The 23,498-nt window shown below is 61.5% G+C and carries 19 protein-coding genes; 11 read left to right on the top strand and 8 right to left on the bottom strand.

Annotated features, from left to right (window positions below; all coding sequences use genetic code 11):
- From leuA to P3T20_RS32920, 3 genes are all read right to left on the bottom strand, one after another.
- Positions 1 to 1,737, bottom strand: coding sequence for a 2-isopropylmalate synthase (leuA, locus tag P3T20_RS32930; protein ID WP_429289028.1), 1,737 nt, complete (start codon positions 1,735 to 1,737; stop codon positions 1 to 3).
- 296 nt (positions 1,738 to 2,033) lie between these two features.
- Entirely contained in the window at positions 2,034 to 2,651 is a 618-nt protein-coding gene (locus tag P3T20_RS32925; RefSeq protein ID WP_429289027.1) for a cation diffusion facilitator family transporter, read from the bottom strand.
- 186 nt (positions 2,652 to 2,837) lie between these two features.
- Positions 2,838 to 4,268, bottom strand: coding sequence for an MFS transporter (locus P3T20_RS32920; protein ID WP_429289026.1), 1,431 nt, complete (start codon positions 4,266 to 4,268; stop codon positions 2,838 to 2,840).
- Between the two features lie 204 nt (positions 4,269 to 4,472).
- Here P3T20_RS32920 and ahpC point away from each other — a divergent pair, with 204 nt between their 5' ends.
- The 5 genes from ahpC (at position 4,473) to motB (ending at position 10,608) form a co-directional block, all read left to right on the top strand.
- Positions 4,473 to 5,036, top strand: a complete 564-nt coding sequence (gene ahpC, locus P3T20_RS32915; RefSeq protein WP_074268498.1) for an alkyl hydroperoxide reductase subunit C — start codon at positions 4,473 to 4,475, stop codon at positions 5,034 to 5,036.
- Between the two features lie 171 nt (positions 5,037 to 5,207).
- Positions 5,208 to 6,803, top strand: coding sequence for an alkyl hydroperoxide reductase subunit F (gene ahpF / locus P3T20_RS32910; RefSeq protein WP_429289025.1), 1,596 nt, complete (start codon positions 5,208 to 5,210; stop codon positions 6,801 to 6,803).
- Positions 6,804 to 7,173: 370 nt separating this feature from the next.
- Positions 7,174 to 8,340 carry an alkane 1-monooxygenase gene (locus P3T20_RS32905; protein WP_429289024.1) on the top strand — a complete coding sequence of 389 codons (1,167 nt, stop codon included), beginning with the start codon at positions 7,174 to 7,176 and terminating at the stop codon, positions 8,338 to 8,340.
- Between the two features lie 399 nt (positions 8,341 to 8,739).
- Positions 8,740 to 9,609 (top strand): flagellar motor stator protein MotA, encoded by an 870-nt coding sequence (gene motA, locus P3T20_RS32900; protein WP_074268495.1) that lies wholly within the window; start codon positions 8,740 to 8,742, stop codon positions 9,607 to 9,609.
- 21 nt (positions 9,610 to 9,630) lie between these two features.
- The gene (gene motB / locus P3T20_RS32895; protein WP_429289023.1) at positions 9,631 to 10,608 is read left to right on the top strand and encodes a flagellar motor protein MotB; all 978 of its coding nucleotides are present in this window, start codon (positions 9,631 to 9,633) and stop codon (positions 10,606 to 10,608) included.
- Positions 10,609 to 10,656: 48 nt separating this feature from the next.
- Here motB and P3T20_RS32890 read toward each other — a convergent pair whose 3' ends face one another.
- Positions 10,657 to 10,836, bottom strand: a complete 180-nt coding sequence (locus tag P3T20_RS32890) for a hypothetical protein (RefSeq protein ID WP_367946975.1) — start codon at positions 10,834 to 10,836, stop codon at positions 10,657 to 10,659.
- A gap of 217 nt (positions 10,837 to 11,053) precedes the next feature.
- On the bottom strand, positions 11,054 to 11,779 hold the full coding sequence (locus tag P3T20_RS32885) for a pirin family protein (protein WP_429289022.1): 726 nt from the start codon (positions 11,777 to 11,779) through the stop codon (positions 11,054 to 11,056).
- A 184-nt stretch (positions 11,780 to 11,963) separates the two neighbouring features.
- Between P3T20_RS32885 and P3T20_RS32880 the strand changes: the two genes are divergently transcribed.
- Both P3T20_RS32880 and P3T20_RS32875 read left to right on the top strand, forming a co-directional pair.
- On the top strand, positions 11,964 to 12,854 hold the full coding sequence (locus P3T20_RS32880; protein WP_429289021.1) for a LysR family transcriptional regulator: 891 nt from the start codon (positions 11,964 to 11,966) through the stop codon (positions 12,852 to 12,854).
- Between the two features lie 375 nt (positions 12,855 to 13,229).
- Positions 13,230 to 14,033, top strand: a complete 804-nt coding sequence (locus P3T20_RS32875; protein ID WP_074269455.1) for a MipA/OmpV family protein — start codon at positions 13,230 to 13,232, stop codon at positions 14,031 to 14,033.
- A gap of 109 nt (positions 14,034 to 14,142) precedes the next feature.
- Here P3T20_RS32875 and P3T20_RS32870 read toward each other — a convergent pair whose 3' ends face one another.
- Complete coding sequence (locus P3T20_RS32870) at positions 14,143 to 14,625, bottom strand: hypothetical protein (RefSeq protein WP_429289020.1); 483 nt, start codon at positions 14,623 to 14,625, stop codon at positions 14,143 to 14,145.
- Between the two features lie 908 nt (positions 14,626 to 15,533).
- On the opposite strand from P3T20_RS32870, the gene P3T20_RS32865 reads away from it, so the two are divergent.
- Positions 15,534 to 15,734, top strand: a complete 201-nt coding sequence (locus P3T20_RS32865; RefSeq protein ID WP_074269454.1) for a CsbD family protein — start codon at positions 15,534 to 15,536, stop codon at positions 15,732 to 15,734.
- Positions 15,735 to 16,224: 490 nt separating this feature from the next.
- Entirely contained in the window at positions 16,225 to 16,494 is a 270-nt protein-coding gene (locus tag P3T20_RS32860) for a hypothetical protein (protein ID WP_074268489.1), read from the top strand.
- Positions 16,495 to 16,521: 27 nt separating this feature from the next.
- Here the strand turns inward: P3T20_RS32860 and P3T20_RS32855 are convergent, their stop codons facing one another.
- Positions 16,522 to 16,722: a hypothetical protein gene (locus tag P3T20_RS32855; RefSeq protein WP_429289019.1), complete on the bottom strand. Its 201-nt coding sequence runs from the start codon at positions 16,720 to 16,722 to the stop codon at positions 16,522 to 16,524.
- A gap of 26 nt (positions 16,723 to 16,748) precedes the next feature.
- Positions 16,749 to 17,135 (bottom strand): hypothetical protein, encoded by a 387-nt coding sequence (locus P3T20_RS32850; protein WP_429289018.1) that lies wholly within the window; start codon positions 17,133 to 17,135, stop codon positions 16,749 to 16,751.
- Positions 17,136 to 17,411: 276 nt separating this feature from the next.
- On the opposite strand from P3T20_RS32850, the gene katE reads away from it, so the two are divergent.
- Together katE and P3T20_RS32840 are read left to right on the top strand one after the other, a co-directional pair.
- Entirely contained in the window at positions 17,412 to 19,526 is a 2,115-nt protein-coding gene (gene katE / locus P3T20_RS32845; RefSeq protein ID WP_429289017.1) for a catalase HPII, read from the top strand.
- A 371-nt stretch (positions 19,527 to 19,897) separates the two neighbouring features.
- Positions 19,898 to 23,482, top strand: a complete 3,585-nt coding sequence (locus tag P3T20_RS32840; RefSeq protein WP_429289016.1) for a response regulator — start codon at positions 19,898 to 19,900, stop codon at positions 23,480 to 23,482.
- The last annotated feature ends 16 nt before the right edge of the window (positions 23,483 to 23,498 follow it).

Here is a 23,498-nt window from a genome sequence, read left to right as displayed (position 1 = left end):
TTACCCCGCCTGCAGAGCCTTGCTGCGCTCGTCGTCCGCCACTTCGCGCAGCACTGCATCGAAGAAATGCGCTTGCGCATCAGCATCCGAACGGGCATACGCACGATTGATGCCGCTGATTACGGCGCGGATCGAAGCGGTAATCAGATTCGCATCGATGCCCACGCCGAACGCGCTGCCCACTACCTGCGCACCGGCCATTTCGGCAATCGCGATTGCCTTCGCGTCCGCGCCCTGAGTAAGCGCACGTTCTTCGTAGTGCTGGATCCGCACAGGGGTGCGCAGCGCATGCATCAACGCGTCGAGCGGGCCGTTGCCTTCGCCTGCCAGCACGGTGCGCTTACCGGCTATCTCCACCGTCAGCTTGATGCGCTCGCGCCCGCCTTCTTCTGACAGCGCATGGCCGATGTAACGCAGCGGCGTCTCACCGCGCACGTACTCATCCTGGAACACTTCCCAGATCTGCTGTGCGGTGACTTCCTGGCCGCTATCGTCGGTGAGTTGCTGGACGGCCGAGCTGAAGTCGACCTGCAGACGCCGCGGCAACACAACGCCATGTGTCTGTTCGAGCAGATAAGCAATGCCGCCTTTACCGGACTGGCTGTTGACCCGAATGATCGAATCGTAAGTGCGGCCCAGATCGCGCGGGTCGATCGGCAGATAAGGCATTTCCCACAGCGCGTCATCCTTCTGCACGGCGAAGCCTTTCTTGATCGCATCCTGGTGCGATCCCGAGAAGGCGGTGAACACCAGATCGCCGACATACGGGTGACGCGGATGCACCGGCAATTGCGTGCATTCCTCGGCGGTGCGCGCGACTTCGTTGATGTGCGAGAAATCGAGTCCCGGGTCGACGCCCTGGGTGTAAAGATTGATCGCCAGCGTCACGAGGTCGACGTTGCCGGTGCGTTCACCATTACCGAAGAGACAACCTTCGACGCGGTCGGCGCCGGCCATGACGGCCAGTTCAGCCGCGGCGACTGCGGTGCCGCGATCGTTGTGCGGGTGAACCGAAAGCAGCAGCGAGTCACGCCGCGCCAGATTGCGGTGCATCCACTCGATCTGGTCCGCGTAGAAATTCGGCGTGCCGACTTCCACCGTGGCCGGCAGGTTGACGATGGCTTTGCGCTCGGGCGTCGGCTGCCAGACATCGAACACGGCATCGCACACTTCCTTGGCGAAATCGAGTTCGGTGGCGGTGAAGGTTTCCGGGCTGTACTGCAGCGTGAAAGCCGTCTCCGGGGTGGCATCCACGAGACGCTTCATGGTGCGCGCCGCGTTCACGGCCAGTTGCTTGACACCGTTACGGTCGAGCCCGAACACGATCTTGCGGAATTCCGGCGCGGTGGCGTTATACAGATGCACGATCGCACGCGGCACGCCGCGCAGCGATTCGAAGGTGCGCTCGATCAGGTCGTCGCGCGCCTGGGTCAACACTTCGATCGTGACGTCATCCGGAATGTGGCCGCCCTCGATCAGTTCGCGTACGAAATTGAAGTCGGTTTCGGACGCCGACGGAAACGCCACTTCGATTTCCTTGAAGCCAATCTGCACCAGCGTCTTGAACATGCGCATCTTGCGTTGCGCGTTCATCGGCTCGAACAGTGCCTGATTGCCGTCGCGCAGGTCGGTGCTCATCCAGATCGGCGGGTGCGTGATGGTGCGCGACGGCCAGGTGCGATCCGGCAAGTTGACGGGGGTGAACGGGCGGTACTTGGTAGCAGGATTTTTCAGCATGATGGGCTCGTGGGTTCGAAAAACGGGAGACGCAAAGGAACGGAACGAAGCACGGCCGCCGGTTGGGCAACCGGGGCAAGGTCAGCAAAACTTGGGAATTAACTGCGCTTCAGATGCGTTAGATGCGGGAAGCGCGTAGCAGCAGACCTAGCCCGGTAGAGCGGGCTAGTAGTAGGAGGGATAGCAGGGTCTGTGCGGCGAACATGGGCGTAATAGGATCACAAACGGCAGGGCCAGTCAAGCGGCGTTTGCTCGTGTGCCTGCTTGCGAGGCATCGGCGCTTGCCTCTGTCGCTGTCATTGGCCGGCAGTGTTGCCGAGTGGCCGGGCGGCCAGGTCCTTCAGCGCCGACCAGCAGTTGTTGTAACCCATGCGCAGGATCATCAGGCCGATCACACCGGCCGCGACGTGATCGAGCATCGGCAGGCCGGCCATGCTGCCGAGAATGCCCATCACGGCAACCAGCGCCGATACCGCGTCGAGTCTGGCGTGCCAGGCACTGGCAAGCAGAACGCCAGAATGTGTTCGTTGAGCTACTGACCGCATATAGCGGAACAGCGTTTCCTTGGCGAACATGACGAAGACCGCGACCACCAGCGCGCTCGCACGCACGCTGGTGCTGACAGTGAGAATCGTGGCGGGTCCGATGCTATGCCATAGCATCTCGCCGGCGGTGCCGATCAGCAGCACGCCGATGACAAGCGTCGCAAGCGACGCATGGAAGCCGCCGTCGCTGCTCGAAGCGCGTTGGCCGGAGGCCGCAGCCGCGCCGAGAAACAGCACGGCGATGACGACGCCGTCGGCGGCGAGATCGCTGAGCGTATGGATACCGTCAGCCACCAGGCCGTCGGAATGCGCGAACAGGCCAATGACAATCTGCATGGCCATCAGCACGGCATTCAACACCGCACTCATGTAAGCGGCCTTGAAGGAACTGCCGCGCGACTGTCGGGGACGCTCTGACGGCGATGTCATTGGGAGGACGGTTTCGAGTGATTTCGAGTAGTGCAAGCAAACTAACCGTCCAACGTTGCGGGGATGTGACAGGTCGGGCGCGGTGACAGGCTTCTGCCTGGCTCCCGTCCACGCTATTGATCGCGCTCAGGAAGCGTCCTGGCGCCGCGAGCCTCCGCCGACGCTCTGCCCCGCGTTGTGTTCCAGCTGCCAGTAACCCCACACCGACGCGAGCGTCACCAATCCGGCGCAGAGAAAGGCGATGCGGAAGTCATCGAGCGTAAAGACATGCCCTGAGGTCTCGCCGTTGAACACGGCGGCACCGCGCAACGCCACCGCGCCGAAGGCAATGCCCAGCCCGATGGTCATTTGCGCCGCCGCGCTCCACAGCGTGCTCGCCGCGCTCATCTGCGGCTGGGCGACGTCTGCGTAGGCGAGGGTGGCGAGCGTCGTGAACTGCATCGAGCGCGCCACGCCATATCCGAATATCACGATCAGTACCCAGGCGAGCGGTGCCTGTGGCGTCAGCAGGCCGCAGGCGATAATGAAGACGCCTGCTGCGGCGACGTCGACGATCGACACCATCCGGAAGCCATAGCGCTGCAGGATGCGCGTGGTCAACGCCTTCATACCCAGGTTGCCGAGCGCGCTCGCCAGCAGCAATAGCCCCGACTTGAACGCGGACAGACCGAAGCCGATCTGGAACAGCAGCGGCATCAGATACGGCACCGCGCCGATGCCGATACGTGTGAACGAACCGGTTATCACCGTCACCGAGAAAGTGGGAATCCTGAGCGTCGAGACGTCGATCAGCGGATGCGGATGGCGCTGTGCATGCCGGAATGCCACGAACCCGATCACCAGACCCGCTGCCACGAGGGCGCCTGCTATCCACGGATTTTCGCCGGGCTGGCTGGCGAGTTCGGCGCCGTACAGGATCGAAGTAAGGGTGGCGCCGCTCAGCAGCAGGCCGACGACATCGAGCGGGCGGCGCTCGCTGCCTTTCAGGTTGGGCACCAGTGCGACCACTGCCGCCATCACCGCGATGCCGAACGGCACGTTCAGCAGAAAGATCCAGCGCCAGTTCGCATAGGTGGTGATGAAGCCGCCGATCGGCGGCCCGACCACCGGCGCGACGATCGCCGGCCACGTAATGGTCGAGATGGCCTGCATCAGGCGGCTTTTCTCGGTGCTGCGCACCACGATCAGCCGGCCGACCGGGACCATCATCGCGCCGCCCATCCCTTGCAACAGACGCGCGGCGGTGAATTCCGTCACGTTTTGCGACATCCCGCACAACACCGACGCGACCGTAAACACGCCGATCGCGCTAAAGAAGACCGTGCGCGACCCGCACCGATCGGCAACCCAGCCGCTTACCGGGATGAAAATCGCCAGCGCCAGCATGTAGGCCGTCATGCCGAGGCTGAGGCTGTTCGGACCCACGCCGAACGAACGCGCCATCTGCGGCAGGGCGGTGGCGATCACCGTGGTGTCCAGATACTCCATGAAGAAGGTCGCCGCGACGATATAGGGCAACCAGCCGATGAAGCCGGGGCGTTTCTGGGTGTCGGTCATCGCGGTCCGTTTGCGAGGAAAAAGTAGAAAAGTAGAAGTATTGCCGAAGACGGCCAAAGCCGGCATCCGGAGTCGGGATTTCTCCCAGAAGGAGAAATAGTCAAATCCAATGATGACGATTTAAACAATCAACTTTTTCTATTAAGTGGATCCAGACATACTGTCATCACTTTCTCAACCACGTACCAAAAGAGGACGCATCAGATGCCGATCATCAACAGCCAGATCAAACCTTTCAAGGCAACCGCTTACCACAATGGCGACTTCCAGACCGTTACCGACGAAACCCTGAAGGGCAAGTGGTCGGTCGTCGTGTTCTACCCGGCTGACTTCACGTTTGTTTGCCCGACCGAACTGGGCGACCTGGCCGATCGTTATGCCGAATTCCAGAAGCTCGGCGTCGAGATCTACAGCGTGTCGACCGATACGCACTTCACCCACAAGGCATGGCACGACACGTCGGACACGATCCAGAAGATCAAGTATCCGATGATCGCCGATCCGACACTGGCCATCTCGCGCAACTTCGACGTGCTGATCGAAGAAGAAGGCCTGGCGCTGCGCGGCACCTTCGTGATCAACCCGGAAGGCGAGATCAAGCTGTGCGAAATCCACGACAACGGCATTGGCCGTGATGCCGGCGAACTGCTACGCAAGGTGCAGGCTGCGCAATACATCGCAGCGCATCCGGGTGAAGTGTGCCCCGCCAAGTGGACGCCGGGCGCTGAAACGCTGACCCCGTCGCTCGACCTGGTCGGCAAGATCTAAGCGCTCCCGCTTAGCTCGGCTTCATCGCAGTACACGCCACTCGCTGGCGTTTCTCCGTGCGGACGGTATCACGCGCAATGCAGCTTCATGTGCATACGGCCCGCACGGCTCCTCGCCACGCAATGTGGGTGGCGCCCGGAGCCCAACCCTCGTCACGGAATTCGAATAGCCATGCTGGATGCCAATCTCAAGACTCAGTTGAAATCGTACCTGGAAAAGGTCAGCCGGCCGATCGAGATCGTGGCCTCGCTCGACGACAGCGCCAAATCGCAGGAACTGCTCGCACTGCTGAACGACATCGCGACGCTGTCGGCGCGCGTCAGCGTGATCGAGCGGCGCGGCGACGCGGAGCGCAAGCCTTCGTTCTCGATCGGCGAGCCGGGCAAGGACACGGGCATCCGCTTTGCCGGCATCCCGATGGGACATGAATTTACGTCGCTGGTGCTGGCGCTGCTGCAGGTGGGCGGCCACCCGGTCAAGCTCGACGACGCGGTGATCGAACAGATCCGCGAGCTCGACGGCGACTATCAGTTTGAAACGTATTTCTCGCTGACCTGCCAGAACTGCCCGGAAGTCGTGCAGGCGCTGAACGTGATGGCGCTGATCAACCCGCGCATCCGCCACGTGGCGATTGACGGCGGGGTATTCCCGAACGAAGTGGAAGCGCGCCAGATCATGGCCGTGCCGACGATGTTCCTGAACGGCGAAGTGTTCGGCCAGGGCCGTAGCGGCGTAAAGGAAATTCTCGCCAAACTCGATACCGGCGCAGGTGCGCGTGCGGCCAAGGAACTGGCGAAGAAGCCGGTGTTCGATGTACTGATCGTCGGTGGCGGCCCCGCGGGCGCTGCGGCAGCGATTTACTCGGCACGCAAGGGCATCAAGACGGGCGTGGTTGCGGAACGCTTCGGCGGCCAGGTGCTCGACACGCTCGCGATCGAAAATTTCGTCTCCGTTCAGGAGACCGAAGGACCGAAGTTTGCCACGGCGCTCGAACAGCACGTGAAGAGCTATGAAGTGGACATCATGGACGTGCAGCGTGCTGAAGCACTGGTTCCGGGCCGCATCAATGAGGTACGTCTGGCGAGCGGCGCGGTGCTGAAGGCGAAGACGATCGTGCTCGCCACCGGTGCGCGCTGGCGCGAAATCAACGTGCCGGGCGAGCGCGAATATCGCAATCATGGCGTGGCTTACTGCCCGCACTGCGATGGCCCGCTGTTCAAAGGCAAGCGCGTCGCGGTGATCGGTGGCGGCAACTCGGGCGTGGAAGCGGCAATCGATCTGGCCGGCCTCGTGCGCGAAGTCACGCTGATCGAATTCGGCGCGCAACTGCGGGCTGATGAAGTGCTGCAACGCAAGCTGCGCAGCCTCGCTAACGTGACGATCGTGACGCAGGCGCAGACCACCGAGATCACCGGCGACGGCAAGAAGGTCAACGGGCTCGTCTACAAGGATTTGCGCTCGGGTGAAACGAAGCAGGTCGAACTGGAAGGCGTGTTCGTGCAGATCGGTCTCGTGCCGAATACCGAATGGTTGAAGGGCACGGTCGAACTGTCGAAGCACGGCGAGATCGTCGTCGATGCGCGCGGCGCGACATCGGTGCCGGGCGTGTTCGCGGCCGGCGATGTGACGACGGTGCCGTTCAAGCAGATCGTCATCGCCGTGGGCGAGGGCGCGAAAGCATCGCTCTCCGCCTTCGATCACCTGATTCGCAATAGCGCGGATGACGAAGTGGAAGTCGAGGAAGCTGCGGCGCTTGCGGAGGCCTAAGTTTTCCTCGTGAGCGGCAGGCGGTCCTGATTGGACTGACGAAAGCCTGCTGCCAGTTGTTGCCTTGCAATGAAGCCCGCCTTTGTGCGGGCTTCATTGTTTTCGGTTCCCGCATCGAAGCCGGTGGCGCTTGAACTCCATCGGCGCATCTATACACCCGTTTCATTCACACGCTTGACGCAGGCCCTCACGGGCGCGGCCCGCGCTGCTTTGTTTGGAGCTCGCCGCCTGGATTCAATTCTTGGCGAAGTGGCTCGTCTCACCATATAAATCTGTGAATCGGAGCAGACCTTTCGCGGCAGCCAACCGTGCGCATTTCAACGCGTGCGAGTGGTCTTAAGGACGAAGGGCAACATAAAAGGAGACAGAGATGGCCTCTTCGCAAACGGCGCCCGCGCGTTGGGTCGACGGCAAGCGCTACCTTTGGCTGCTCGGTGCGCTGACCATCACGTTGCCGCTGCACGCGGCCACTCTTGCGCTGCTCACGGGCTGGCATATCTTCTGGTGGTTTGGTCCGATCTTTGTGTTCGGCATTATCCCGGTGCTCGACTACGCGATCGGCGACGACCCCAGCAATCCGCCTGAGGAAGTGGCGCCCGTGCTCGAGCGCGAGCGCTATTACCGGCGCATCGTTTACCTCGCGACCTTCATCGAATACGTCTCGTTCTTCGGCGCAGTGTGGATCGTCGGAACCCATGCGCTCGCCTGGTACGACTACCTGGGGTTTGCGCTCTCGCTCGGTTCGGCGACCGGCGCATCGATCAATACTGCTCACGAACTCGGTCACAAGACCGACCACTTCGAGCGCTGGCTGGCGAAGGTCACGCTGGCGCCGGTCGCCTATGGACACTTCTTCGTCGAACACAACCGCGGCCATCACGTGCGGGTGGCGACGCCGCCCGATCCCGCCAGCGCACGCTATGGCGAGTCCTTCTGGGCGTTCCTGCCGCGCACGGTGTTCGGCAGCATCGCATCGGCGTGGCGGCTCGAAAAAGAGCGGCTCACGCGCAGCGATCATTCGTCGTGGAGCTGGCGCAACGAGGTATTGCATGCATGGGCGATGACCGCAGTGCTATGGGGCGCGATGATTGTTCTATTCGGCAAGGTCGTGATTCCGTTCCTGCTGATCCAGGCGATATACGGCGCCTCGCTGCTCGAAGTGGTCAATTATCTCGAGCACTACGGATTAGGCCGCAAGCAGTTGCCGAACGGCAAATACGAACGCTGCCGCCCTGAGCATTCATGGAACAGCAATCGCGTCGTCACCAACCTGTTTCTTTACCAATTGCAACGCCATGCGGATCATCATGCCAATCCGACGCGCTCGTTTCAGGCACTGCGTCACTTCGAAGGCGCACCGCAATTACCGTCCGGTTACGCAACGATGATCATGGTGGCTTATGTGCCGCCGCTGTGGTTCCGCGTGATGAATCCGCGTGTGGTCGCGCATTATCGCGGCAATATGGAGCACTCCAATATCAAGCCCGCAATACGCGAACGCGTGCTGGCAGAATTTTCCGGAGCGGTTACGAGTTGATGTTTGATTCGCCATTCGCGAACACCAAACGTTTGCGCCATAAAGGCCATATTTACCGATTAAAAAAAGAAACCAAAGCCGCACAAGGCCTGGGCGCGATCGATAAATTTATCGCTTAAGAAATTCGCTGCGCTGCCGAAAACAGAGCTATTAACCGGGTGGAACATTTCTCCTGCGCGGGGAAAGCCTGGGTTCAAGCAAACCGGAAATGCGCCGTTACATGCACTCGGCGCAGGTCAATCAGGTTTGCACCAATCAAGAACATAGAATCTCTCCGGAGAGGCGCAGCCACGCGCGCCTGCTCCGGTGCGGATTATCGAGAGGGGCACCGCTACGCTGAACGAACTGGTCCGGCGTGGAAGTGCAGCAGTTTAAATCCGCGTTTGAAACGGAGAGGCCATGTTTGTTGCGATCGGATGGGTATTGGTGTTGGGGTCGGTGATCGGTAGTTTTATCGGCGTAGGAGGACATCTTCCTGCCCTGGTTCAACCATTCGAACTCCTGTGTATTTTCGGTGCGGCGATAGGGGCGTTTGTCGTCAGCAATCCGGTCACGACGCTGAGAAAGACGCTCAAGAGTTTGCCTACCTGCTTCAAGGGCGGCGGTTATACGAAAGAGAAATATCTCGAACTGATCGCGCTGCTGTTTGAACTGCTCCAGAAGGCACGCAAGGAAGGCATGATGTCCCTCGAGGCGGATGTCGAGGCGCCCGAACAAAGTGCGCTGTTCCAGAAGTATTCGCATGTTCTGCAGGACCATCATCTGCTCGACTTTATCGTCGACTATCTGCGCATGATGTCGAGCGGTAACGTGAACGCGCTCGAAATGCAGGACCTGATGGACGAGGAACTGGAGACGCATCACGCGGAGGCCTCCGTCGCGGCCAATGCGATCCAGAAGATGGCCGACGGCTTGCCGGCGTTCGGCATTGTCGCCGCGGTGATGGGCGTGGTGCATACGATGGGCTCGGTGGGAGCCGCACCCGCGGTGCTTGGGGAGATGATCGCCGGTGCGCTGGTGGGCACTTTCCTTGGCATTCTGCTCGCGTACGGATTCATCGGGCCGCTCGCCGACCTGCTCAATGCCAAGGGTCGCGCCGCCGCCAAACCGTTTCAGTGTGTCAAGGCTGTGTTGCTCGCCTCGATGAGCGGCTACGCGCCGCCCGTTGCGGTGGAGTTCGGCCGCAAGGTGCTGTTTACCGCGGACCGGCCGAGCTTCAAGGAGCTCGAAGACGCGGTGCGCGCCACCAAAATGCCCAAGGCGGCCTGACCAGGATGAGGGAGACGAGTCATGGCTGAGAACCGGTCGGGCGGTAGCGCGGGGGAAGCGTCGGCGCCCATCGTGGTGCGGCGTCTGCGCAAGGGTGCGGCACACGAGGCCCATCACGGCGGTGCTTGGAAGATCGCCTATGCCGACTTCGTGACGGCCATGATGGCGTTTTTTCTGCTGATGTGGCTGCTGGGCTCGACCTCGCAGTACGACAAAGAGGGCATCGAGGATTACTTCAACACGCCGCTTTCCACCTTGCTGGGCGGCAAGGAAGGCACCGGTGCGGCGCGGCCGAGCGTGGTGCAAGGCGGCGGACGCGACGCCTCGGACAGCCGGCCAGGCGTGGCGCACAAGAGTCAGGTCCAGCCCGCCCCGCCTACGGTCAGCCCGCCCGCCATGCAGATGGATGCGCAGCGGCTCGCGCAGCTCAAGGCGAAAATCGGTGCGTTGATCGAACAGACGCCATCGTTGCGCGCCTACAAGGAGCAGATTCGTCTGTCGATCACCGACGAAGGTTTGCGCATCGAGATCGTCGATTCGCTGAAGCGGCCGATGTTCGCCTCGGGTAGTTCGAAACTGGAGGACTACGCGCTGACGATTCTGCAGCAGATCGGCGCGTCGCTCAACGACGTGGACAATCGCGTGTCGATTGCCGGCCATACAGATGCCGTGCCTTACTCGGGCGGCACCGCCGGCTATTCGAACTGGGAGCTTTCCAGCGACCGCGCCAACGCCGCAAGGCGCGCGCTGGTAGCAGGGGGCTTAAGGGAGGACAAACTGTTGCAGGTGCGCGGACTGGCTGACGTGTTGCCGTTGGACAGAAACGTCGCCGACGAACCGACCAACCGCCGCATCAGCATTCTCGTGTTGAACAACGCTGCGGTGCAGGCGTTTTTCCGCGACGGTGGCCGTACCACGGTCGACGAAGCAGCGGCCGCGAGCGGGGTGTTGCCCGCAGCGCTGACGAAGGAGCAAACCGGCAAGGTCAGCGCCCCGTAAATGCGTCTAAAACCCAGGGCGGCGATGCGAGATCGCCACCCTGGCTGTTTATGCTTCGTGTGCTGCCGACGCTTCCTGCTGCTGCGCAAACTCATCCGCCTGAGCGGCGCAAACCGCCTCTGCGAAGCGCTGCAACGAAAGCAGCGATCCACTCACGCTGTGATAGGTTTCACGGCCAATCCGAGCATCTAGCAGAATCTGCAAACCCGCTGCTCTGGCAATTTTCATGATATCCACGGCCGATCCTTTATCAAGCGGCGTGCAGACTGCATCCCCGTATCGATCAACTCTTCCCGTCAGGCGGCGGCATATTGACACGATCAGGCCCACGTACTGGACGTAGCTTCATGGAAGCCACAGAACCATCGTAGTTCAGTCAAATATGCCGCCATGACGGGAACAGCAGGTAATAACGGATGCAATTCGTGCGTTCGCCGCGCAGCGCTCAGGACCAGAGTTCCGACATCTCGATGTTACGCAGATCGAACACCAGTACTTCGGCGTCGTGACCCTGTGAGAACGTCAGAACCTGTTCATTGCGGACCCGCGCACCGTCGCCTTCACCGAGCGTCTGACCGTTCACGTCGACGCTGCCGCGCGCCACGTGGACATACGCATACCGGTCAGCCGCCAGTTCCAGCCGGGCGCTCTCGTCGCCGTCGAACAGTCCGGCATAAACGCGCGTGTCCTGCTGCACCACCAGCGACTCGTTCGCACCATCGGGCGAGATCACGAGGCGCAGCGCACCGCGCTTTTCCGCGTCGCCGAAACGGCTCTGCTGATAACGCGGCGGCGTGCCCTTGAGCGCCGGTGCAATCCAGATCTGCAGGAAGTGCACAGAGTCGCTCCGCGAGTGGTTGTACTCGCTATGGGCGACGCCCGTGCCCGCGCTCATCAACTGGATGTCGCCGGGAACGATCACCGAGCCGGTGCCCATCGTGTCCTTATGTTCCAGCGCACCTTCCAGCACGTACGAGAAGATTTCCATGTCGCGGTGCGGATGCGTGCCGAAGCCTTTCGACGGCGCGACGCGGTCGTCGTTGATCACCAGCAGATCCGAAAAGCCGTTCTGCTTCGGGTCGTGATAGTTGGCAAAGGAAAACGTATGACGCGAACTAAGCCAGCCGTGCTCCGCGCGGCCGCGTTGATTGGCGTGTCTAATGTCGAGCATGTTCTTTCTCCTTGATGTGCGATCCGGAGAGGGGTGTCGTCCGTGATCCATGCAGAGCAGTTTACGTCAATCAATGTGCTTATAATCGTGACGTAATCAGAAACACTGTCTCGCAATGGTTGACAATGAGGCGGCGGGCGACACCACGGACGGGCGACCATGATCAACACCCAGGAGCGAGCCAATGCAACTCGATGACATGCGGATTTTCGTCGCCACGGTTGACGCGCACAACTTCACTACCGCAGCCAACCGGCTGTCGCTGTCGAAGCAGTTCGTCAGTCGCCGCGTCATGGCGCTCGAAGAGGCACTCGGCGTGCGGCTCCTGATCCGCAACACGCGCAAGCTTGCCGTCACCGAACTCGGCCAGGAGTTCTACGAGCGGGCCAAACGCATTCTCGGTGAGGTGCAAGAAGCCGAGCAGGCCATGTCGCTGCGGCGGGCGTCACCTCATGGGCTGCTGCGGGTGAGTGCGCCGATGTCGTTCGGCATGGTCCATCTGTCGCCGCTGGTAGCGATGTTCCTGAAGAAACATTCAGACGTGCGCTTCGACATGGAGTTGAGCGATCGCACCGTCGACGTGGTGGGCGAGGGGTTCGACATGGCAATCCGCATCGGCACGCTGGCCGATTCGACGCTGATCGCGCAAAAGCTCGCGGAAGTCCGGATGGTGGTCTGCTGCAGCCCGCAGTACCTGCGCCGGCGCGGTACGCCCGCCGCGCCGGCCGAGCTCGAGCGGCATGCCTGTCTTCTGTATGGACACGGCGGCCCAGCGAGCTGGGAGTTCGTGCTGGACGGCGCACACAAGGCCGTGGAGGTGCACGGACCGCTGCGTGCCAACAACGGTGAATTGATCCGCGATGCGGCGCTCGCGGGGCTCGGCATTGCGCGCCTGCCGGATTTCATCGTCTCCGCCGCGCTTAAGGCCGGTCAGCTCGTCCCCGTACTGGAGCCGTTTCTGCCGCGTGCAACCGCGCTTTTTGCAGTCTATCCGCAGCATCGGCAAAGCTCGATTACGATCCAGTCATTCACCGCATTTCTGCGCGAGCAACTGGCGAAGACTTTGACTCACTGAGGGAGCGACGCAAATCGACGGGCTCGACCGCTCGACGTTTCGATCAGGCCCGGATATTGCACTCGTCGAGCCTTGCAGATATTGGCAGGATGGGGCCAGAAGTCGTCGCAGCCGGCAAGTTCGGCCAGCGGCGACATCAAATGCCGCCATCGGCCAACTCATATGTACCAGCCGCTGAAAGAATTACATGCCCAGGCATGGCTGCGTGGCAATCGATACAGCCTCGCGGGATCTGGAAAGCGGCCAGTCAATTCATTCGCGACCAGCGCGATCGGAGGATGGGTGTCGAACGGACATATAACGCGGGCGGCCCGGAGCCGTTCCAACAAAAAAGCGGCCGCAACGCCATGGCTGGTTGCTGCCACTGTCGCCGGCATGAGCGTGATCGCGACGCCAGCCAAAGCTCAAACGCCGGCGCCTCTGCAGGAATGGCAATATTCGGCGGGGGTGCCGCTGGAAAAATTGATGGAACCGGAAATTCCCACGTGGCAAGCGGCGGTCGGTATCGCCGGCGCCTTCCAGCCGCGCTATGACGGCGCCGATCGATATCACTTCGAGGGCGGCCCGAGCATCGACATCCGCTATAGCGATCTGTATTTTGCTTCGACCGGCGAAGGCTTCGGCGCCAATGTGGCACAAGGCCAGAACTGGCGGATCAGCCTTGCGGTTGCCTATGACCTGGGACGGCGCGGTCAGGACGACGACGAGCATCTGCACGGTCTCGGCAACATCAACCCCGCCCCGGAACTGAAACTGGCCGGCGACTACGTCATATCGAAGAGTTTCCCGATGGTGCTGCGCGCCGATATCCGCCGCAGCTTCGGCGGTTCGAATGGCTGGATCGGCGACGTCGGCGCTTATATGCCGCTGCCCGGCAGTTCGAAGACGTTCTTCTGGTTTGCAGGGCCGAGTCTGACCTTCGCCGATTCCAAATACATGAACGCCTGGTTCGGCATCGACCAGCAGCAGGCCGCCGAATCCCAGTACTCGTACTATCACGCGAGTGCGGGTCTGAAGTCGGCGGGTTTCGGCGTCAGTGCGATCTGGTTCTTCCAGAAGCACTGGTTTGCGGCGTGCGACTTTGCGCTGGAGCAACTGGTCGGCAGCGCGGCGCATAGTCCTGTCACTCAGCGCTCGTCGAACGGGGTGCTGGATCTGTCGATCAATTACCAGTTCTGAGCGAGCTTGTTGCGCGCGCGGGCTCCGGCTTGAGCCCTCGCGCGGCCTGCAGTCGCTCGCGAACCGGTTGCTACAACGCACCCGGCGCAACCCAACTCCGGCCGCGGTCCTAGCAGACGGTGGTCGGCGCTTCGGCGACCGCTTCTTTCCGGCCCGCTCTCATCAGACCTTCCACCATGCGGGCTTCGGCGCGTGCAATCGTTTCGAGCGAAGCGGCGGACAGTTGCGCATCGAGAATCGACAGCGCCGCGCACACGCGCAGATACTCGTCCTCGCCCAATGCCCAACCGCCTTGCTGATGCTCTGCGGCGTCGAGCTGCACCATCGCGCCGTGTGCGCTCTCAATGTACTCGAGACCTTGCGGCTCGAGTCCCAGACGGCAAAGCTCTTCGGACACCAGAAAATGCCGGCCGAGAGTCATAAACAGATCCCGTGAGCCGTGACCGCGTTTGAACGCATCGAGGGCGGTATAACACTGCAGGAGCATCGCCTGCGTGACCGGCTCGTGCGCGGCCCGGCTAAACGTGAGGGCGCGCAGCAGCGGCGACATGGCAGGCTGGTTGCGTTTGCGGCTTTGCGATTTGTTCGGCATGACGGTTTTAACCTCGTTCTGTAACGCTCGGTTCGCCAGAGAAGCTTCTTGCAGACGGCGTACCGGCGGGACAATTCGCATCCTTGTAGGTGCGTCGTGTCAGCATCATCGCAAGCAACAATTAAGATAGCCTTAAATTTTGAGACGCTTGACCGGGGCAGTTGTGTCAAGGTGTGACGCGGCCGCGGCCGAAAAAAAAGCCCTGTCCCACGGGGGACAGGGCCGGACAGGATGGAAGAGTCGCACAGGCGCGTGGATGCTTGCCGACGTGGTTCCCATCAAAACAACGCTGTTGCACTTCAAACTGCTTGAGACGCGGTCCTTCGGTCCTTTACCTTCTTTTGCTGCAAACCCCTGTTGCTTTCATTGCATCTGATGCGAGAGCGCTTCGTCGATGCGCTACTACCTGCTACCGGTATTGCAACTGCGTGCTGCGGACTGCGACTGCGTTGCTACGGACAACGTGATGCTGGAGCGTACTGCCTGATGCTGGAGCGTGCTACGACTACGTACTGCGTACAAGCAACTGCCGTTTCTACTGCAACCTGCCGGACTGCTCTACGAACTGCTCTACGTGCTGCTCTACAGGTACGGTCAAAACAACGCGGGGGGAAGACCGCGTATGGACTCAGTGATTCGTCGTGCCCATGGAAAACAGTGTAAAGGCGATGCAGTAAATGCGATCCGGCGAAACGAGGGGAATTGGCGGCGCATTTCATTGAATTGCGGGCAACCGGGGCGTCTGGTCGAGTCAAAAAGCCTGCAATTCCGGCGCGGCAGAGGAATCGCACCCAGGGTTGAAGCGAAGCGTTACACGCCAGGAAAGCAGCCGAAAATCCTCCGATAGCAGGAACACTGCTTGCGGCGTTATGAACGTCGCGACACAAGTCGCACTTTTGGAGGACGTCATGAACAAGGACCAGGTGAAGGGCGTTGCTGAAAAGGCCAAGGGCAAGGTCAACGAAGTGGCAGGGAAAGCCACTGGGAACGTCGGCCGCGAAATGAAGGGCGATATCCAGCAGGGCATGGGTCAGGCCCGCAAGGACATGGGCGATGCGCGGGAAGAAGCCAAGGATGCGGCGAAACACCCCGCAAAGCGCACCCACTGATCGCGGTGTAAGCCCCGTGCAGGGTTGAACGGGGCGTAGCCGTATTTCACCACTGAGGGCGGCCGCGTCGTGACGTGGCCGCCCTCTGTCGCTCGCATCAGTGTCCAATCAAACGTCTGTTCGACGCTATCGCAGCCCCGCCTCGTCCGACAATTGATTCGGATACCGTACTAATAATGGTTCCCTTTAAAGTACCGCTGCGGTGCGCACCGAAGCAGTGCCGATTTGCCCGCTTTGGCACACAAGACGGGCGGCTCGCCACACAAGCATGCAGGCCAAAAAACTGACGTTTGGGCAAAAGACCGTCAGACGGTCAGTTGATCGAATCGGCACAAAACTTGCCTTATAACACCTGACGGCTGACGCGCGCGCTGCCGTTGCGGGCATGGTTCGGCCCGGACCAGCACCACGCGGAATTGAACCGCTTGGGGGAACCCAAAAAGCTATTCACACGATTTGAACAACAGGGATCCACAAACGGGAGGACGCCATGTTTGAGCCTGCGCCGATTACTGCCAGCAAGGTGGTGTCAGGGGAAACGGTTCGCGCCGAGTATCTTTGCGATACCGGGCGTCTGCGCATCATCGGAGAGCGCACTGTGCATGCCGAATGGTTTCCGCCGCATTCATGGTTTGCGATTGCGTCGATTTCCGGACATAGCCGGTGGGGCACGAGGCCTGATGAGGCAGACCTGTTGCTGCTGATCGACAACTTCATGGGGTACTCAGGGCGCGACAGTTTTGCGCTCATCCAACCCTAGGTTAAACAGTCGCAGCCCTCGCGTTCGCTATCCGTGACTGTCGACCCACGCTCGAGCCCAGTCGAGTCCCGCGAGGCGTGCTTCTTCGTCCGTTTCGAAATTGCCCAGAATCCCTGATCCTTCGATCAGCTTTGTGCCGTGCGTGATCGTGCCGCTGGACGCGTACCCGCCGTCCTGGACGATGGCATGGCCCCAGATCGCATAGCCCTTGTAGGTTTCAGGTTCCATCTTTTGCCGCGCGTGGATAGCCAGCGTCATCGCACCACGGAAACAGCCATGCGACCGGTGCTCACCTGCAGCACGTTGCCTTCGGGTGTCAAGATGCGCGGAATGTCGATAAAGCGCGGACTGGTGGTTTTCTTTGCGGCGTCGATGCCCAGACGCCTTGTAGTCGAAGCCTTGGACAGTCGATCCGCGATGCGGTGTGGCGCAGCAGCTTTGCCCATGCTCCGCGCCAGCAGCGCGGTTTTGCCCGGCTTTACCCTGGATTTGGCCGCTGTTACCGGCGAAGCGATGCGCGCTTCCGGCGGATTCCAGACTTCCACGTAATGCGCGCCTGCTGCGGCAGTTGATGGCGCAGCTGCCGCCACAGTTGTGGCGGCTACAAGCAGCACAACTCCCGCGCTCAGAGATCGCAGCATGTCTTCTCCATCTATTTGCCGCACGTTTTAGCAGACCGGGCATTGCCCGATGATCAGACGCCGGAATCACGCGCTACGGATGCCGACGGCCCGGAAAGGTAAGAGAAGACACTGTACATTCATACAGTGATTTGTGCAATCGGGGGCGATCCAGGCGTTTCCCGAATCGACAAAAACGCCGCTCCGCACGCGCCGTTGGGAACACCCCTTGCTGAACCGAAGGTCCGCGCCAAGCCGACGTTTCGCTCGGTCGCGCCGTACGCAAGGAGTTTCCCCATGGCAGGTAAATCGAACAACCGGCAGCCCGCCGGCCGCACGACCACGGGCGCCGATCCCAAGACACAGGATCTCGAACAGTTTCGCCTGCGCCCCGATGGCGAGGCGCTCAGAACCAATCAGGGCGTGAAAATCGCCGACAACCAGAACACCTTGCGCGCCGGTCCGCGCGGTCCGTCGCTGCTCGAAGATTTCATCATGCGTGAAAAGATCACGCACTTCGATCACGAGCGGATTCCCGAACGGATCGTGCATGCGCGCGGTTCGGCCGCGCACGGTGTGTTTCAGGTGTACGAGTCGATGAGCGAGTACACCAAGGCTGCGTTCCTGCAGGACCCATCGGTGCAGACGCCGGTATATGTGCGTTTTTCGACCGTGCAGGGACCGCGCGGCTCTGCCGATACCGTGCGCGACGTGCGCGGCTTCGCCGTCAAGTTCTACACACAGGAAGGCAATTACGACCTGGTGGGCAACAACATGCCGGTGTTCTTCATCCAGGACGCCATCAAGTTTCCGGACTTCGTCCACGCGGTCAAACCGGAAGCGCCGAACGAAATGCCAACCGGCGGATCGGCGCACGATACCTTCTGGGACTTCGTGTCGCTAGTGCCCGAGTCCGCCCACATGGTGTTGTGGACCATGTCGGACCGCGCGATTCCACGCAGCCTGCGCACCATGGAAGGCTTCGGCATTCACACGTTCCGCTTCGTCAATGCGGCGGGTAAATCGCGCTTTATCAAGTTTCACTGGCGTCCGGTGCTCGGCTCGTACTCGCTGCTGTGGGACGAGGCGCAAAAACTCGCCGGCAAGGATCCTGATTTTCACCGGCGCGATCTGTGGGAAGCCATCGAACAAGGCAATTTCCCGGAATTCGAACTCGGCGTGCAGATCGTCGAAGAGAAGGATGAAAACAGCTTCGGCTTCGATCTGCTCGATCCGACCAAGCTGATTCCCGAAGAGCAGGTGCCCGTGAAAATCATCGGCAAGATGACGCTGAACCGCAACCCCGACAATTTCTTCGCCGAGACTGAACAGGTGGCATTCCATCCGGGCCATGTCGTGCCGGGCATCGACTTCAGCAACGATCCGCTGCTGCAAGGGCGACTCTTTTCGTACACGGATACGCAGATCAGCCGACTGGGCGGACCGAATTTCCACGAGATTCCGATCAACCGTCCCGTATGCCCGTTCCAGAACAACCAGCGTGACGCGATGCACCGTCAGGCGATCAATGTCGGTCAGGCTTCGTACGAGCCGAACTCGCTGAACGGCGGCTGGCCGAAGGAAACCGATCCTGCCGCAGCGGACGGTGGCTTCGAGAGCTATCACGAGCGCATCGACGGCGCGAAGATTCGCGTGCGCAGCGAGTCGTTTGCCGATCACTTCTCGCAGGCCGCGCTGTTCTACCGCAGCATGTCCGAGGTCGAGAAAGAACACATTGCGGCGGCTTACCAGTTCGAACTCGGCAAGGTCACGAAGCCGGAGATTCGCGAGCGCGTGGTGAACCAGATCCTCGCCAACTTCGACGCGGACCTGGCAGCCAAGGTGGCGACTGGCCTGGGCCTGCCTGCGCCGAAAAAGGGCAAGGCGCCGGTTGCGTCGGAACCGGAGACCTCACCGGCATTGAGCCTGCTCAACCGTGTAAAACCGGGCATCAAGACGCGCAAGATTGCCTTGCTGGCAGCACCCGGTTCAGACACCGCCGCGCTTGGCAAACTCCAGCAGGCCCTGCGCGACGAAGGCGCCACGCCGCTATTGATAGCGCCGACTCTTGCCGCTATCGGTGGCCTGCAACCCGATGCGACGATTGCCGGCATGCCGTCGATCATGTTCGACGCGATCGTCGTCGCAGGCGGCGAGGCGGGTGCGAAAGCGCTCGCGCAATCGGGCGACGCACGGCATTTCGTACTCGAAGCATTCAAGCATCTCAAGGCGATTGCAGCGTTGGGCGCGGGGCGTGACGTGTTGTCGGCGGCGCACTTGCCGGAGAATGCCGACGGCGTGGCGACCGGCGACGACAAACAGCTCGCGCAGGTGCTGAAGGCATTCGTTGCCGCGGCAGAACAGCATCGGGTCTGGTCGCGCGCAGCGATGGCGGAGTCGGTGCCGGCGTGAGGAGGCGAGGCCAGCGCAAGCGGGAGCGGAGGCAGAGGTGCGAACGGAAGCACCGTCCTTGCCTCCGCTGATGGCGACAGCGAGCGACGCATGCCGTGGTCGGGCACGCCGCTTGCTGCTCACGCCTGCCCGACCGAACCGCCAACACGCGGCTTGCCGCGCACAGGCAGGCCGCATGGATCGAAACCCTACTGTCGCTGTATGATACGAGGCCGCCGCGCGGTGAGAAGGCAAACCGCGCGCTTCCCAAGGCCTTGCGTTGCGTCCGGCTACCGTTTTGGCAGCATGACAGCCGCAACGTATCTTGTGGTGGCGGTACATCAGTCGAAATTGCCGAGCCGAGCAAGCTGACCAGACGAAACATAGAAAAAATGCCCGCCTTCACTGCTGTCGATCAAGATCGATTTCGCCGCATCATCCGTCGTAACATCGCCTTGCCACTAGGCGTCGGTCTTCTGACCGCGGCGCTGTTCGTCGCGCTGATCGCATACCTCGTCAATACCATGAACTGGGCTGAACACTCGGAGCGGGTAATCGGCGACGCCAATGAGATGCTGCGTCTCGCGGTCGATCGCGAATCTGCGATGCGCGGCTTTCTGATTACCGGCGACGAGAACTTTCTCGCGCCGTACGAGGTGGGTCAGGCGCGCTTTCGTGCGGAGATCAAATCGTTGGAGGAAATGGTCTCCGACAATCCTCCGCAGGTCGATCGACTCAAGCAGATCGAGGCCGTGCAGGCTCAATGGGATCGTTACGCGCAACAGGTGATCGATCTGCGGCGCAAGAACGTGAACTTCCAGCCGGAGCTCGTGAGCGGCCGAGGCAAGATGGAGTTCGACGAAACGCGCAGCGAGTTCGCCGAATTTCTCAACGTCGAGTTGCGCTTGCGACAGGAGCGCGCTGCAGCGGCGCGAAGTGTCACGACCACGCTGGTCAGCGCCTTCCTGTTCTTCAGTCTGTTGGTCAGCGGCCTGCTGGCCTGGATGGGGCGGCGTGAATTGCTGGCACTCTCCGCCACCTACGACGGCGTCCTCAAGGAGCAGGACCTGCAGACCGAGGTATTGCAGCAGCAGGTCTGGTTGCGCTCGGGTCAGCGGCTGCTGGCGGAGAAGGTGGTGGGGCAGGTCACGCCATCGCTCGTCGGCCGCGCGATGCTCGAGTTTCTCGGCCAGTATCTCGGGGCGGCGGTGGCCGCGCTCTATGTGCGCGAAAAGGATACCGGCGCGCTGCGCCGAGCCGCTTCTTATGGCTATACGTCCGAAAATGAACAAGCCACCCAGCATTTTCAAAGCGGCGAAAGCCTGATTGGCCAGGCCGCCCTCGAGCGCCGCACCATTTTTCTGCAGGACGTCCCCGACGATTATGTGAAGGTTGTCTCCGGCCTCGGCATGAGTCCGCCGAAAAACCTGATCGTGCTACCTATCGAGAACGACGGCGTCGTCAACGGCGTGGTCGAACTCGGTTTCGTCCGGGCGCTGGTCGAGCGCGATCACGAACTGCTGCAACTGATCGCGGGCGGCATGGGCGATTTTCTCGAGGCGGCGCTATACCGCGAGCGTCTGCAGGACGTGCTGATCGAAACGCAGCAACTGAATGAAGAATTGCAGGTTCAGCAGGAAGAGTTGCGCGTCTCGAACGAAGGGCTCGAGGAGCGCGGCCGGGCGCTGGTGGAGTCGCAGGCGCGGCTCGAAAACCAGCAGGCCGAGCTCGAACAGACCAATGTGCAGCTCGAGGAATACGCACAGCGGCTCGAGAGACAAAAGGCCGATCTGATCCGCGCGCAAGACGAGCTCTCGGCCAACGCGGCACGACTGGAACAGTCGAGCCGATACAAGTCAGAGTTTCTCGCCAATATGTCGCACGAACTGCGCACGCCGCTGAACAGTTCGCTGATCCTTGCCAAGCTGCTGCAGCAGAACCGCACTGGCAATCTGACCGAAGAGCAGGTGCGCTATGCGGAGACCATTCACGCGTCCAATAGCGATCTGCTGGTGCTGATCAACGACATTCTCGATCTGTCGAAGGTGGAGGCTGGGCAGATCAGCATCGAACTCGAAACGGTTTCGCTCGACGCCACCCTGCAGGCGCTGCGCGAGACTTTCACGCCGATGGCTTCCGCCAAGCATCTGAAGCTCAGCTTCGAGCGCGCGCAAGACGTACCGGAGATGATCGTCACGGATAGCCAACGCGCGGTGCAGGTATTGCGCAACCTTCTGTCGAATGCAGTGAAGTTCACCGAACTCGGCGAGGTCTCCCTTGGCGTGACGCTGGCCGAGAGTGGCATGCTGCGTTTCGATGTGCGCGATTCCGGAATCGGTATCGCCCCGGACAAGCTCGAACTGATTTTCGAAGCCTTCCAGCAGGCCGACGGTTCCACCAGCCGGCACTACGGCGGCAGCGGCCTCGGTCTGTCGATTTCACGCGAATTCTCGCGGCTGCTGGGCGGCCGCATTTCGGTGACGAGCGAACTGGGCAAGGGCAGTGTGTTTACACTGTGGCTGCCGGTGGATGCGAGCGGCGCGGTGTCCGCGAATACCGAACTACAACACGACGAGCCGTCGCGGCAAGTCGCCCCTACCGCGGTGCCGAAGACGGCTCACAGCTCGTCGTCCCCATCAACTGTTTCGCCCCCCGCCGTTAGCGCCTCAAGCACGAACGGCGCTATCGCCTCGAACACGCATCGACCCGCCGCGTTTGCCGAAGCCGGCGCGGCGCTGAATGGCGCCGAGGAAATCAGCCGCGCGCCGATCGACGACGACCGGCATCAGCGGGCACGTGGCGGCCGGGTGATTCTCGCGATCGAGGACGATCCGGCGTTCGCCGAGATTCTGCGCGATCTGACGCACGAGCTCGACTTCGACTTCGTGCACGCCACAGATGCCACCAGCGGCGTCGCCCTCGTGCGCGACATGCGGCCGGCTGCCGTGCTGCTCGACGTCGGACTGCCGGACCGGTCGGGCCTGACGGTGCTTGAGTGGCTGAAGAACGACCCGCTCACGCGCCACATTCCGATCCACATTGTCTCCGCCACCGATCACGCAGACAAGGCGCTGCATCTGGGCGCGATCGGCTATACGCTAAAGCCGACTGCACGCTCGACCCTGGAAGCGGCGATCCGCCGCCTCGAGGCGCGTCTGCAGCAGCGCCTCAAACGCGTGCTGGTGATCGAAGACGACACGCCCATGCGCGAAAGCATCCGCGCGTTGCTGCAAAGCGCCAATACGGAGATCGTGGCGGTGGCGACGCTCGCCGCCGCGTTCGACGAACTGGCGGCCGGCAGTTTCGACTGCGTGGTGACCGATCTCGCGCTCCCGGACGGCACTGGTTACGACCTGCTGGAACGGCTCGCGCTCGACACCGCCTATCTGGCGCTGCCGGTGATCGTCTACACCGGCCGGATGCTGTCGAGCGAGGATGAGCACCGCCTGCGCCGCTATTCGAAGTCGATCATCATCAAGGGGGCGAAGTCGCCGGAGCGTCTGCTGGATGAAGTCACGCTGTTCCTGCATAGCGTGGAGTCGTCGCTCGCGCCGGAGCAGCAGCGCATGCTGCGCACCGTGCGGCAACGCGACAACGCGTTCGAAGGCCGCAGCATCCTGCTCGCCGAAGACGACGTACGCAATATCTTCGCGCTGTCGCACGTAATCGAACCTCTCGGCGCGCGGCTGCAGATTGCGCGCAACGGCCGTGAAGCGCTTGAATTGCTGGACCGGGAGGCGGAAGTCGATCTGGTGCTGATGGACATCATGATGCCGGAGATGGACGGCCTGACCGCGATGGCGGAGATTCGCCGCAATCCGCGCTTCGCCCATCTGCCGATCATCGCGCTGACTGCCAAGGCGATGGCGAACGACCGGGTGCGCTGCCTGGAAGCGGGGGCGGACGACTACATCTCGAAGCCGATCGATGTCGACAAGCTGGTCGCGCTCTGCCGCGTCTGGCTGCGGCAACGCTAGTGGCAGAGAACCGTGC

This window comes from Paraburkholderia sp. GAS206C (genome assembly GCF_050435645.1).
Classification (GTDB): domain Bacteria; phylum Pseudomonadota; class Gammaproteobacteria; order Burkholderiales; family Burkholderiaceae; genus Paraburkholderia; species Paraburkholderia phenazinium_B.
Note: the sequence above shows the minus strand (reverse complement) of the source record. Positions and strands in the feature narration are given on the sequence as shown.